Annotated in this window: 15 protein-coding genes; 3 read left to right on the forward strand and 12 right to left on the reverse strand. The window is 63.9% G+C overall.

Annotated elements, in window-relative coordinates; genetic code table 11:
* Positions 1-36: 36 nt before the first annotated feature.
* The 7 genes from A4R29_RS16805 to A4R29_RS16835 all read right to left on the reverse strand — a co-directional run bounded on the left by A4R29_RS16805 (position 37) and on the right by A4R29_RS16835 (position 6,777).
* Positions 37-624, reverse strand: a complete 588-nt coding sequence (locus A4R29_RS16805; RefSeq protein WP_013531132.1) for an NAD(P)H-dependent oxidoreductase — start codon at positions 622-624, stop codon at positions 37-39.
* On the reverse strand, positions 624-1,205 hold the full coding sequence (locus A4R29_RS16810; protein WP_063173711.1) for an NAD(P)H-dependent oxidoreductase: 582 nt from the start codon (positions 1,203-1,205) through the stop codon (positions 624-626). Before A4R29_RS16810 ends, A4R29_RS16805 begins: the two co-directional genes overlap by 1 nt.
* The gene (locus tag A4R29_RS16815; RefSeq protein ID WP_063172403.1) at positions 1,205-2,608 is read right to left on the reverse strand and encodes an FAD-binding oxidoreductase; all 1,404 of its coding nucleotides are present in this window, start codon (positions 2,606-2,608) and stop codon (positions 1,205-1,207) included. The genes A4R29_RS16810 and A4R29_RS16815 overlap by 1 nt, the downstream gene beginning before the upstream one ends.
* Positions 2,608-3,900, reverse strand: a complete 1,293-nt coding sequence (locus A4R29_RS16820) for a cytosine deaminase (protein ID WP_063172404.1) — start codon at positions 3,898-3,900, stop codon at positions 2,608-2,610. Before A4R29_RS16820 ends, A4R29_RS16815 begins: the two co-directional genes overlap by 1 nt.
* Positions 3,901-4,095: 195 nt before the next feature.
* Positions 4,096-4,947 carry an ABC transporter permease gene (locus A4R29_RS16825; protein WP_063172405.1) on the reverse strand — a complete coding sequence of 284 codons (852 nt, stop codon included), beginning with the start codon at positions 4,945-4,947 and terminating at the stop codon, positions 4,096-4,098.
* Positions 4,934-5,761, reverse strand: a complete 828-nt coding sequence (locus A4R29_RS16830) for an ABC transporter ATP-binding protein (protein WP_063172406.1) — start codon at positions 5,759-5,761, stop codon at positions 4,934-4,936. The genes A4R29_RS16825 and A4R29_RS16830 overlap by 14 nt, the downstream gene beginning before the upstream one ends.
* Positions 5,762-5,772: 11 nt before the next feature.
* Positions 5,773-6,777, reverse strand: coding sequence for an ABC transporter substrate-binding protein (locus tag A4R29_RS16835; protein ID WP_063172407.1), 1,005 nt, complete (start codon positions 6,775-6,777; stop codon positions 5,773-5,775).
* A gap of 264 nt (positions 6,778-7,041) precedes the next feature.
* Between A4R29_RS16835 and A4R29_RS16840 the strand changes: the two genes are divergently transcribed.
* Together A4R29_RS16840 and A4R29_RS16845 are read left to right on the forward strand one after the other, a co-directional pair.
* Entirely contained in the window at positions 7,042-7,425 is a 384-nt protein-coding gene (locus tag A4R29_RS16840) for a RidA family protein (protein ID WP_024501344.1), read from the forward strand.
* A gap of 54 nt (positions 7,426-7,479) precedes the next feature.
* Complete coding sequence (locus tag A4R29_RS16845; RefSeq protein WP_063168225.1) at positions 7,480-8,283, forward strand: creatininase family protein; 804 nt, start codon at positions 7,480-7,482, stop codon at positions 8,281-8,283.
* Positions 8,284-8,386: 103 nt separating this feature from the next.
* On the opposite strand, the gene A4R29_RS16850 is transcribed toward A4R29_RS16845, so the two are convergent.
* Both A4R29_RS16850 and cobD read right to left on the reverse strand, forming a co-directional pair.
* A complete protein-coding gene (locus A4R29_RS16850; protein WP_063172408.1) occupies positions 8,387-8,896 on the reverse strand; it encodes a tyrosine phosphatase family protein in 510 nt (169 codons plus the stop codon).
* Positions 8,893-9,942, reverse strand: coding sequence for a threonine-phosphate decarboxylase CobD (gene cobD, locus A4R29_RS16855; RefSeq protein WP_082827429.1), 1,050 nt, complete (start codon positions 9,940-9,942; stop codon positions 8,893-8,895). Before cobD ends, A4R29_RS16850 begins: the two co-directional genes overlap by 4 nt.
* On the opposite strand from cobD, the gene cbiB reads away from it, so the two are divergent.
* Positions 9,941-10,912: an adenosylcobinamide-phosphate synthase CbiB gene (gene cbiB, locus A4R29_RS16860; RefSeq protein ID WP_063172409.1), complete on the forward strand. Its 972-nt coding sequence runs from the start codon at positions 9,941-9,943 to the stop codon at positions 10,910-10,912. The genes cobD and cbiB overlap by 2 nt on opposite strands.
* Positions 10,913-10,948: 36 nt before the next feature.
* Here the strand turns inward: cbiB and cobO are convergent, their stop codons facing one another.
* From cobO to A4R29_RS16875, 3 genes are read right to left on the reverse strand one after another with little or no spacing between them, the layout of a single operon-like run.
* Complete coding sequence (gene cobO, locus A4R29_RS16865; RefSeq protein ID WP_063172410.1) at positions 10,949-11,563, reverse strand: cob(I)yrinic acid a,c-diamide adenosyltransferase; 615 nt, start codon at positions 11,561-11,563, stop codon at positions 10,949-10,951.
* Between the two features lies 1 nt (position 11,564).
* Positions 11,565-12,080 carry a bifunctional adenosylcobinamide kinase/adenosylcobinamide-phosphate guanylyltransferase gene (gene cobU / locus A4R29_RS16870; RefSeq protein ID WP_063172411.1) on the reverse strand — a complete coding sequence of 172 codons (516 nt, stop codon included), beginning with the start codon at positions 12,078-12,080 and terminating at the stop codon, positions 11,565-11,567.
* A complete protein-coding gene (locus A4R29_RS16875; protein ID WP_063172412.1) occupies positions 12,073-12,843 on the reverse strand; it encodes a CbtA family protein in 771 nt (256 codons plus the stop codon). Before A4R29_RS16875 ends, cobU begins: the two co-directional genes overlap by 8 nt.
* Between the last annotated feature and the right edge of the window lie 8 nt (positions 12,844-12,851).

A 12,851-nucleotide genomic window follows, 5' to 3' on the forward strand; every position in this document is an offset into this window, starting at 1 on the left:
CCCCCTTTGTGGGGGAAGGAAGGGAAAGTCGCCCTCTCAAAACCTTTCCAGCTTCCCTCGCACCTTCGCCAGAAACGCCGCCCTTGTCGCCGGCGTCGAGGCATCCATCAAATAGTGCGCCAGGAAAAACGTCCGGCAGCGCGTGGCGCACAGCGCCCGCATGCCGCGCAGCAGGGTCTTGCGTCCCGGCTGGCCGACGACGACGCTCCACCAGGTCGGCGCGCCGCAGGTGGTGATGACGCCGACCTTGGTTACATGCGTCATCAGCGACTTGATCCGTCCCTTGCCGGTCGGCAGCTTGAAGGCGACGTCCGTCGCCCACACCCGGTCGAGCCAGCCCTTCAGCATCGCCGGCAGTCCGTACCACCAGGTCGGATAGACGAACAGGATCGCTTCGGCCCAGTTGAGCAGTTCGAAATGCGGCTTCAGTGCCGGGTCCTGCGGCGCCTGGTCATTGTAGGAGCGCCGCTCGTCGCAGCCCATCACCGGGTCGAATTTCTCCGCATAGAGGTCGAGCAGCCGCACCTCCCAGCCTCGTCGCATCAGCACGTCGATGGCAGTGTCGCGGATGGCGGCGCAAAAGCTCTCGGGTACCGGATGGCAGTAGACCACCAGGGCGCGCATCAGAACTCATCCATGCGGGCCGCGACCTTGGTCGTGAAAGCCTTGCCCGTGCCGTCGGTAGACAGGTTCATCGCGTAGTGCGCGAGGTAGGTCACCGGCGCGCCCGGTTTGACGGTGGCGCGCAGCATCCGCTTGATCAGCCTGCGCGGCGGATCGCCCATCAGCAGGGCGCGGAACCGGCTGCCGCCATAGGTGGTCACCGCCGCAACCTTGCGAATGTTGTGCAGCGACGGCTGCGCCTTGCCGTCGACCAATTTGAACGACACGCCGGGCAAGAACACGCGATCGAAAAAGCCTTTCAGGATCGCTGGAAAGCCATAATTCCAGACGGGATAGGAAAGCACCAGCGCATCGGCGCGCAGCAGGCGCTCGACATAAGGCGCGACAGCGTCGGCGGGGCCACGTGGGTTGTGGTAGTCCAGCCGCTCCTGGCGCGTCAGTCGCGGATCGAAACCCTCGGCATAGAGATCGCAGTCGTCGACCGTATGGCCCGCCGCCGTCAGGCGCTCGACGATCATCCGGTGCAGGCCGGCATTGAAGCTGGTCTCGACCGGATGGGCGTAGAGGACGAGGATGTTCATCATCCTACCTTCTGCAGCCCCCTGAACAAAAAAGTCCGCCCGGAACGGTAGTCGTAGTCCGGGTTCTCCCAGGCGATCATCTTGCCGGGGTTGAGGAGCCCTTGCGGATCCGTCTCGCGCTTGAAGGCGAGTTGCACCGCGTCGGTCTGCTTCATGCCGCCCTCTTCCAGCGTGTAGCGATGCGGGTTGAAGATCGGGCAACCGTTCGCTTCATGCAGGCGCACGATCTCGTCGAGCCGCGCCTCGGTCGTGAACTTGACCAGCGGCAGGCCGAAGCAGGTAATGTTGCCGTCCAGCCGCACGAATTCGAGATGCGAGAAAACCTCGCCCGGAAACATCGCATCCATCTTCTCGACAAGCGCCAGCTGGTTGGGAAAGGGATAGAGCGACTGCAGATAGGTGATCGAAGGGTCGACGCGCAGCGCTCTCAGCGTGGTGTGGTTCCAAGCCAATTCATAGGCCGGCGGCAGGCCTTTTTTCTCATCCGGCGTCGCCGTGGCCGCATTGTAGATCACCTCGCCGCCGGCACGCCGGGTGAAGGCAAGAAAAGCGTCCAGCCCATGCTGCGCCACCATGACGACGCAAATGCTCTGCCCGTCGCTCAGGAATTTCTGGTGCCGCTTGAAATAGAGCTGCGGCACGGGTGCCGCTATCGGCGTGATCAGCTTGGTCAGGATGCCATCCTGACAGGCCAGCGCATTGCCATAGCGGGCCGCATCCATGAAAGCGTCGAAGCCGACAATGACGTCGATCCAGTCATAAGCCGCGGTCAGCGGCATCTCGACTTCCGATATGATGCCGTTGGTGCCGTAGGCATGGGTCACCTTGTGCAGATCCGCGCCGGTGAGCTCGAGCGCTTTCGGCTCGGCCTCCATGGTCACCACGCGCAGCCGAAGCACATTGCCGAAATCGCGCAACCCGCCGAAATTGATCGAGCCGACGCCGCCCGAACCGCCAGCGATGAAGCCGCCAATCGAGGCTGTGTTGTAGGTGGAGGGCGATAGCCGCAGTTCCTGCCCGGAATGCGCCCGCGTTGCCTTGTCGATATCGGCCAGGATCGCCCCCGGCCCGGTCACGACGCGACCCGGAGCGATCGACTTGATCTCGTTCATCTCGGCAAGGTTGAGCACGACGCCGCCGGAGAGCGGCATCGCCTGGCCGTAATTACCGGTGCCGCTGCCGCGCGGTGTCACCGGCACGCCATGACGATGACAGGCGGCAAGCACGCGGATCAGTTCGGCCTCGTTCTTCGGCGTCACGATCAGGTCGCCGGTGACATGGTCGAGCTGCTGCTTCAGCACCGGGCTGTACCAGTAGAAGTCACGGCTCTTCTGCTGGACGATGGCCGGATTGTCGTCGACCTTCAGGCCTTCGAGATCGCGTTTGAGCGCCGAAACATCCATCATTCCACCATCAGTTCGTCGAGTTCGGCATAATCTGGCAATTGGCGGTCGATCGCCTTGCCGCCGCGCACCACGATGCGATCCGATTCGGGCCGCGACAGCAATTCCGTCCAGCTTCGGCCTTTGAACACGATGAAATCGGCATCACCGCCGGCAGCCAGCGTGCCGAAGCCATCAAACCGCATCACCTTGGCCGGCGTCGCGGTGACCGCTTGCGGCCAGTCGGCGACCGGATGATCGAAATGCAGGATGCGCGTCGCCATGCGGTAGACCTCCAGCATGTCGAGATCGCCATAGGCATAGAAGGGATCACGCGTGTTGTCGGAAGCAACCGCCACCGGAATGCCCCTCGCCTTCATCTCGTGCAGCAGCGTCACGCCACGCCAGCGTGGCGTGGTGCCGTCGGCGCGCCGGTCCTGCAGATAGAGATTGCACATCGGCAGCGAGACGACGGCGAGCCCCGCTTTCGCCACCTTGTCCAGCGTGTCGAGCACGTCGAGATCCGGCTGGCGCGCCAGCGAGCAGCAATGGCCGACGAGGATCTTTCCTTCGAAACCGTTCCACAGAGCGGCCTCGGCGATCTTCTTCAGCGATATGGCGGAAATGTCGTTGGTCTCGTCGGCATGGAAATCGAGATCGAGGCCATGCTTGATGGCCTGCGCGAAGACGTGGTCGAGCAGCTCTTCGAGGTCCGGCGCCATATAGGTGACGACACCGAGCACGCCCTTTGCCGCGGCAACCCTCTTTGCCAGCCTGTCGAACCACTTTTTGTCGCGCACGCCTTCGATGCCGAGCAGGCAGGCGCCCTGCAACTCGATGCGGCCGCGCCATTCCTCGCGCATCGCCTCGAACACCGGCCAGGAGATTTCCTCCTGCGGCGCGACGCTGTCGATGTGGGTGCGCAGCGCCCTTGTGCCATGGGCGTAGGCGCAGCGCAGCGAGAAATCCATCCGCCGCGCCAAATCCTCGGCGCTCCAGCGTGCCACACGATCGGCACCGGCGGCATTCAGCGCACCCATGAACGTGCCGTCGGGATTGGGCTTTCGCGGCCAGATATGGCCCTTGTCGATATGCGTGTGGCAGTCGACGAAGCACGGCAGGATTATACGGCCGCCCAGGTCGACCGCATCAGCGGATCGGCCATGCGCGGTGATGCTGGAGATTTTGCCGTCGGCCACAGCGATGTCGGCAAGCCCGAAGCCGTCAGCATCGAAGGGCGCGGAAAGGCCTGGCGTCAGTGAGCGATGAAGGCGAACATTGGCGAGATGGTAAGAGCCGGAGGTTGGTATCAAGCGTTGCCCTCCTCTGCCCTGCCGGGCATCTCCCCCTCAAGGGGGGAGATTGGCAGCGTCCGTGCCGGCTCATTTTTTTCAATGTTGGAGATTGGCGAAGATCGTGACAGCGGCCAATCTCCCCACTTGAGGGGGAGATGTCCGGCAGGACAGAGGGGGGCGCCTCGCACCAACATATCAATCACGTCACACACCCTAGCGCTCCTGCTTCAGCGCGCTTTCATGCCAGCGCCGCAAGATGAGATGCGATATCAGCGACAGCACGAGGAAGATCAAAATGCCGGTCAGCGAGATCAGGAACAGCGCCGCGAACAGCCGCGGCGCGTTGAGCCGGTAGCCGGCCTCGATGATGCGCGAGGCAAGGCCGGACGACTGGCCGGTGGTACCGGCGACGAACTCGGCCACCACGGCGCCGATCAGCGACAGGCCGCCGGCGATCTTCAACCCGCCGAGGAAATAGGGCATCGCCGCCGGCAGCCTGAGATAGCGCAATTGCTGCCATCGCGTCGCGCCGTTGAGCTTGAACATGTCGCGCAGATTGCGGTCGACGGAGTTGAGGCCAAGCGTGGTGTTGGACAGGATCGGAAAGAAGGCGACGATCCAGGCGCACAGCAGAAGCTTGGTCGTCTGGTCGTTCACATAGATGTTGATCAGCGGAAAGATCGCCACGATCGGCGTCACCTGCAGCACGATGGCGAAGGGGAAGAACGACATCTCGACCCATTTCGACTGCGCGAACAGCACCGCCAGCCCGACCCCGCCTATGACCGCCAGAGCCAAGCTGAGAAAGGTGATGCGCAAGGTGACCAGCAGCGAGGAAAACAGCAGGCCGGCATCGTTGTAGAGCGTCCACAGCACCACGCCGGGACGCGGCAGGATGTATTGCGGGATCTCGTTCCACACGCAGATGCGATCCCACAGCCAGATCGCCAGGATCATGATCGCCAGCGGCAGCACCCAGCGGCCGATCCGTTCGAACCGCGCCTGGCGCACGCGGCGTGCTTCCTCGGGATCGAGTTGGAGCATCCGCTCGTCAATGACCGTCATAATGCGCGCCTGCTGTTGAGTTGATGGCCTTGACCAGCACGTCGGAAGCCTGACGGCACAGTGCCGCATAGTCTGGCGAGGTGCGAAACGCCTCGTCGCGCGGATAGGAGGCCTCGATGGCGAGTTCGTCGAACACCCTGCCCGGCCGCGCCGCCATGACGACGACGCGGTTGGACAGGAACACGCTTTCGAAGACACTGTGGGTGACGAAGACGACGGTGAACCGTTCGTCCTGCCACAGTTCCAGGAGATCGTTGTTGAGCTTGAAGCGGGTGATCTCGTCGAGTGCGGCGAACGGTTCGTCCATCAACAGCACGCGCGGTTTGGTCACCATGGCGCGTGCGATCGAGACGCGCATCTTCATGCCGCCGGACAGTTCGCGCGGCACCGCGTCTTCGAAACCGGTCAGATGCACCCGCGCCAGCATTTCCGTGATCGCCGGTGTCGCCTTGGCGCGCGAAATGCCTTTCAGCCGAAGCGGCAGCCAGACATTGTCGAAAACATTGGCCCAGGGCAGCAGCGTCGGCTCCTGGAAGACGAAGCCGATGTTCGAGCGGTCGAGCGAGCCGCCACCGCGCCAATCGAGCACGCCGGAAGTTGGCGTCGACAGGCCGGCGATCAGCCGCAGCGCCGTCGACTTGCCGCAACCCGACGGCCCGAGCAGGCTGACGAAATCGCCTTCCCGGATGGTCAGGGCGACGTCGCTGAGCGCCGTCACGCCGTTGGAGAACACCTTGCCGACGCCCTTCAGCGCCAGGAGCGTCGGGGCCGCACCCGACGCAGCCGGCGCTTGCGCCACTTTTTCCCTTATCATTCCGGGGCGGCCTATTTCTTCAGCTCGAGCCCGACGCCTTTGTTGATGAAGGTCAGCGTGTAGGCCTTCTTGATGTCGATGCCGGCTGGCGTGACCTTGGCCTTGACCATCTTGTCGTAGAAACTCTTGATCCGCGCGTCGGTCATGGCGCCGATGCCGAGCTTTTCGGTGTCGCCGGAATCGGCCAGGCCGAACTTCTTCATCTGCTCGATCGAGAACGCGATCTGCTCGTCGCTCATGTCGGGATTGTCTTTCTTGATCATGTCGTTGGCGGCTTTGTTGTCGCCGTAGAGATATTTGTACCAGCCCTTGGCCGAGCCATCGACGAAGCACTGGACCACCTCCGGCTTCTTGTCGATCGTGTCCTGCATCACCTCGATCGTCGTCGAATAAGTGTCCCAGCCATAGTCGGCGAGCAGGAACTGGTTCGGCACGAAGCCGCCTTCCTTCTGGACCGCGAACGGCTCTGAGGTGACGTAGCCCTGCTGGATCGACTTCTTGTTGGCGAGGAAGGGAGCGGTGTTGTAGGTGTAGGGCGCGCGTTTGGAGGCGTCGAAGCCGAGTTCGATGACCATCCACTGGAAGAAGGTCTGCACGCCCTCGTCGCCCAATATGTACTGGTCGGCGTTCTTCAGGTCCTCCCATTTGTCGAGCCCCTCGCCGGGGTGGGACATGATGACCTGCGGGTCCTTCTGGAAATCCGCCGCCACCACGCGCATCGGTATGCCTTGCTGGACCGCATCGAAGGCCGACAGCAGATTGCCGCCCATGTAGAAATCGATCTTGCCGGCCAGCAGCATCGGCCGGCCGCTGACTTGCGGACCGCCCTGCATGATGGTGACGTCGAGGCCGCAGGCGGCGTAGGTGCCGTCCGCCACGGACTGGTAATATCCGCCATGTTCCGGCTCGGCCAACCAGTTGGTGCCGAAGGTGACTTTCTCATTCGCAGCCGCACCCAGCGTGCTGGCTGTAAGCAGGGCCACAACCGCCACCGAGATCTTCTGTTTTCCGTACATCGACACCACCCTCTGTTTGCTCCGGCGCGCCACGCGCCAGGCTCGACACCAAAGATTCAAGAAGCAAGACACATGCCACCGGCGTCTGGCGCCGGGACCGCCCGCTTGAAAGACGTTGCCATGCCAAGCGCGAACGGGTCATGCTGTACGGAAGGCATCGTGCCTATTTTTTGAACGGCTGTCCACAATCGCCCGGGCAACATGCACCGCCATCTTGAAGGTGTAATGAGTCCGGCTTTAGGTGGCGGCATCCAGGAGATTGCCATGTTCAAATTCCTCACCCCGAAGTCCATCAAGCCGCCCTTTGCCCGCTACAGTCACGGCGTCGAGGTGCCGGCCGGCAAGCGGCTTGTGCTGTGCTCGGGCCAGGTCGCCATCACCGCCGACGACCTGATTCCCGAAGACGCCGGAGCGCAGGCCGAACTCTGCTTTCAAAACATCGCGGCGATTCTCGGCGAAGCCGGCCTGGGTCTCAGGGATATCGTGCGCATCAACGCCTATGTCACCGACCGCGCGCATCTGCGGCCCTATATGGACGTCCGCGACCGGCTGTTTTCGAGCCCCGCGCCAGCGTCGACATTGATGATTGTTTCCGGCTTTGCCCGGCCCGAATTCAAGGTCGAAATCGAGGCCATCGCGGCGGGGTGATCGACAGGCCGCCCGTCCCGCGCTAGGTCTGCCTGACCATTGAAGAGGCATGACATGACCGTACCCAAAAGACGCGTGTGGTGGGGCGACTACCGGACCACCGAATACGCCTCGATCGATCCCGAGGCGACCATCGCCGTGCTGCCAGTGGCGGCGATCGAGCAGCATGGGCCGCATCTGCCTGTTTCGACCGACACGTCGATCATGAACGGCATGCTCGACACGGTCATTTCGCGCCTGCCCGACGATCTCGACATCCGCATCCTGCCGGTGCAGGCCGTGGGCAAGTCCAACGAACACCTGCATGCGCCGGGCACCCTCACTCTGCCGGCAACCACGCTGATCGAAGCCTGGACCGAGCTTGGCCTGTCGATCGCGCGCGCCGGTGTGCGCAAGCTGATCGTGGTCAATTCGCATGGCGGCAACGAGGAGATCATGGGCATCGTCACGCGCGAATTGCGCGTGCGCGAAAAGATGCTGGCGGTGAAGACCAGCTGGCAGCGTTTTGGCCGTCCGGCCGGCATGTATACCGAACTGGAGGACCGTCACGGCATCCATGGCGGCGATGTCGAGACCTCGCTGATGCTGCATTTCCGGCCGGACCTCGTGGACATGGGCAAATCAGACAATTTCGTTTCCAATGTCGCCAAGGCCGAAAAGGAATTTTCGCTGCTGCGCCACACCGGCACCCACGCCTTCGCCTGGATCGCCAGCGATCTCAACCCGAACGGCGTCGTCGGCGACGCCAGCATCGCGACGGCGGAGAAGGGCCGGCTGACGGCAGAATATCAGGCCGACGGCTTCATCAGCCTGCTGCAAGATGTGCGCAAGGCGAAGCTCGCGGAGTGGTTGACGTAGCCTCCAAACCAGTGGCAAGCGCTGTCATCGCTATTCCAGGTCCTCTTGAACAAACGAGGCGATGGAGGAGGCGGATCAGACGAACAACGATATGGGGGCAAAGCTAGCTGTCGATCCTCAGCGCAAAGGGCGTGCCTTCAAAGGCGTCCGCGCCGCGCCCGATCGATTCGATCGCCTCGACCATGCGGCCGTTGCGCTCAAGCAACGCATCGGCCACGGCGATCAGTCGCGGATTGGGCGTTGCCGAAGGCGACAGCGCCCGCAGCGTCCGCGCCAATTCGGCCTCGTCACGCTTCGGCGCCAGTGCTGCCGCGATGATAAAGGCCGAAGCCGTCGAGCGGCTGATGCCGGCATAGCAATGCACGAGCATCGGCCTTGCCCGGTCCCACCGGCGCGCGAAATCGAGCAGATTGCGGACATGGTCTTCGCCCGGCATGGTCATGCCGTCCTGCGCCACCGCGATGTCGTGCATGACCAGATGCAGGTGGTTTTCCCTCGAGATCGAGGCCGGCCGCACCACCTCCGTTCCGGCGGCGAGCAGCGAAAGCATGCGGTCGGCGCCGGTCCTGGCCACCGTTTCCTCGATCTTTGCCAGCGAGCAGACATGGATCATTGTTTGGAACCCTTCGATTGATGCTTGCGCCGCGACGCCCATTCGGCAAGTGCGGATTCGAGCCGCTGCCATTCCTCCTCACTGCCCGGCAGGCCGGCGCGCAGAACGTCAGGCCGGTCGGCAAAATGGCGAAGCAGGATGCCGCGCTCGCCGAGCGCTGCAAACAAATCGGCGGCATTGGTCAGACTGAGGAAACGATACAGTGTGGTTCCGCCCGCAACAGGAACGCCGAAGCGGCCGAAAAGCGCATCGAGACGCGCCGATTCACCGGCCAACGACGCCCGCATCACGTCCTGCCACCCGATGTCGGCAAGCGCGCGGACGCCATATTCCAGCGCCGGGCCGGCAACGGCCCATGGTCCGAATTGCGTTTCCAGCCGGTCGACCGTCGCAGCATCGGAAAGTGCAAAGCCGAGCCGCAGCCCGGCCAGGCCAAAGAACTTGCCGAACGAGCGCAGCACGACGAGGCCGCCCTGACCGACATCGCCCGCGAGGCTGTGCTGACGCGGGCCGACATCCATGAACGCCTCGTCGACGACCAGCAGTCCGCCCTTGGCGCGCAATCCGGCGGCCAGAGCCAGCAACCGGTCGCGCTCTATGACACGTCCATCCGGATTGTTCGGATTGACGATGATGACGAGGTCGGCGTCAGCCAACGCTTCGAAATTATCGACCTCGGTCACCTGATGCCCGGCGATCGCGGCAGCGCGGGCATGTTCGGCGTAGGTCGGACCCAGCACCAGCGCCTTGCCGGGCGCGATGAGCGACGCAACGCGCGGCAACAGGATCTGCGTGCCAGGCGCCGCCACGACGTTGGCTGGCGACGGCGCGCCGTAGGTGCTGGCCGCGATCTCTGTCAGGTCGCGTGTGCGCGCGGCTTCCGGCAACCGCGACAGCGAGGTGGCGGGCAGGTCGAAAAGCGGGTAGGAGTGCGGATTGATACCGGTCGAGAGGTCGACGAAAGGCAGCAGGGCGTTGGGGAAAAGCACCCTCGCGCGGCCAAGACTTCCACCATGGTCCACAACCGCCCCATTAAGAAGCTTCATGTCAGTCCTGATCGCTTTCCTGTCATTGGTCGTCGAATTCGCCCTCGGTTACCCCGACTGGCTGTTTCGCGCCATCGGCCATCCGGTGACGTGGTTCGGCAGGCTGATATCCTTTCTCGACCGCAGGCTCAACCGCGCCACTGATCCCGACGCGCTGCGTCGCAAGCGCGGTGTCCAGGCGCTGCTGGTCATCGTGCTGGTGCCGGCGATAGTCGGCCTGGGCGTACAGATCCTGTTCTGGTTCGTTCCCATGGGCTTGGTCATCACGGCCCTTCTGGCAACGTCGCTGCTGTCGCAGAAGAGCCTCTATGAGCATGTCGAGGCGGTGGCTGACGCCCTCGACACCGGCGGCCTCGCCTTGGCCCGCCTTGCCGTTTCGCGGATCGTCGGTCGCGACCCTGAAACGCTCGACCGGGCCGGTGTCTGCCGCGCGGCGATCGAGAGCCTGGCCGAGAATTTTTCCGACGGCATCGTCGCCCCTGCCTTCTGGACCGGCGTCGGCGGCCTGGCCGGCGGCGCCGCCTACAAGGCCGCCAACACCGCCGATTCGATGATCGGCCACCGCACCCCGCGCCACGAGGCGTTCGGCTGGGCGGCGGCGCGCTTCGACGACTGGATCAACCTGCCGGCGTCGCGGCTGACGGCGCTTCTGATCGTGCTGGCGGCGTTCTTCGTCAAAGGCGCTGATGCGAAAAAAGCCTGGCATGCGGTGCGGCGCGACGCGAAAAAACACCGCTCGCCCAATGCCGGCTGGCCGGAAGCGGCGATGGCCGGTGCGCTCGGCCTGGCGCTCGCCGGCCCGCGCTTCTATGGCGGCGTGCTGGTCGACGACGTCTTCATGGGCGAAGGTGGGCGGCGTGAAGCCGACAGCCTCGACATCAGGCAGGCGCTGAAACTCTATCGCGTCGCCGACTATCTGCTGATCGCTCTGTTCGGGTTGGTTTCGGTCGTTGTCATCGTTGTGACCTAACCTCACCCTCCCCCGTCTGGGGAGGTTGAGGAACACTCAGAACTCGATCCCCTGCTGCGCTTTCACGCCGGCGGAAAAATGATGCTTGGTCACGCCCATTTCGGTGACGAGGTCTGCGGCCTCGACCAGCGCCGGCTTGGCGTTGCGGCCGGTGACAACGACATGCAGGCCCTCGCGCCGCGCTTTTAGCGCGCCAACCACTCTGTCGAGATCGAGATAGTCGTAGCGCAGCGCAATGTTCAATTCGTCGAGCACCAGCAGGCTGATCGACGGATCGGCCATCAGTTCGAGCACCTTGGCCCAGGCGGCTTCGGCGGCAGCGATGTCGCGCTTCAGATCCTGGGTTTCCCAGGTGAACCCCTCGCCCATCGCGTGCCACACGACACGGTCGCCGAAGGCGGCGAAGGCGTCCTTCTCGCCGGTGTGCCACTTGCCCTTGATGAACTGGACGACACCGACGCGCTTGCCGTAGCCGAGCATCCGCAGCGCCAGCCCGAAGGCGGCCGTGGTCTTGCCTTTGCCCGGGCCGGTGTTGACGATCAGCAATCCCTTCTCGACCGTCTTGCTCGCCACCTCGGCATCCTGCACCGCCTTGCGCTTGGCCATCTTGGCGCGGTGGCGCTCTTCATCCTTATTGTCGATATCGGTCATATCATTTCACCTTGAGCGGCAGCCCCGCCACCATCAGCAGCACCGTATCGGCAATCGCCGCGACCTGCTGGTTGAGCCGGCCGGCGGCATCGCGAAACCGGCGCGCCAGTGCATTGTCCGGCACGATGCCTTGTCCGACTTCATTGGACACCACGAACCAGGGGCCGCGCGGCCGCGACAGCACCTGCGCCAATCGCCGGCATTCCAGCTCGAAATCGTGTTCGGCCAGCATATGGTTGGTCAGCCACAGCGTCAGGCAGTCGACAAGCACCGGCCGATCGTCCGGCAAGGCGGCAAGCGCGCCCGCGAGATCGAGCGGTGCGTCGATGGTCGTCCAGCCTTCGCCGCGCCGCGACCGGTGCAACGCGATGCGCTCACGCATCTCGTCATCATAGGCTTGCGCCGTGGCGATATAGGTCCAGGGCGGCGGCAAGGCGGTCGCCAAAATTTCGGCGTGCGCGCTCTTGCCGGAGCGCGCACCGCCGATGAGGAAGGTCAGTGTCTTGCGATCAGGCAAAGCTGTCGCGCAGGCTGGTCGCGGTGCCGGTGAAGCGGCCGCGCACCACGCCGACAACCGCGCCGAGCACCAGCCAGAACACCAGATTGGTCACGGTCACCGCCACCACGAACTGGTGATGCAGCCCTTCCGGAATCGCCGTCTCGTAACTGTCGGGCTGCGGTGCCCCGACAACATGCGGTGCGACGATCAAAAGGACGGCAAGGATCGCCAGCGGCAGCGACTTGCGGAACGCGATCAGGCCGAGACCGGCAGCGGTTGCCGCCACCGTTGCCCACCACCAGATCTGGCGCTGGGTGAGATCGGCGGCCGGCATGGCCGGCAGTTCCGGCGGCAGGCCGAGGCCCGGTGCCAGCGTGAACACGGCAAAGCCGGCCAGGCCCCAGAACACGCCCTGGCGCCAACCACCGATGCCGCCGGCGAATTCGGAAACCGCGACCAGGATCAACCCGAAGCCGATGCCGGTGACGATGTTGGCAAGCACGCTGAAGGCGAAACGCTCGAAACCGTCTGCCGGCGCCCAGCCCTCGTCTTCCGCCGCAGCAGTCGCTTCGGCAGGGGCCGGAGCGGCTGTGCTCATGGCATTGCTATTCGTTGCTGCCGGAGCGGCATGGTCATGGTGATGCCCGCCGCCCACCTGTTCGTAGACTTCCGCCTTCAGGATCAGCGGCACGGTCGCATAGGCCTGCATGCAGGCAAGAACGACGCCGGCCACGAGCCCTGCGATCGCCGCGATGAACACGACGTTGCGAAACAGGTTCATGATGTCAG

Source organism: Mesorhizobium ciceri biovar biserrulae, from assembly GCF_001618845.1.
GTDB classification, from domain to species: domain Bacteria; phylum Pseudomonadota; class Alphaproteobacteria; order Rhizobiales; family Rhizobiaceae; genus Mesorhizobium; species Mesorhizobium ciceri.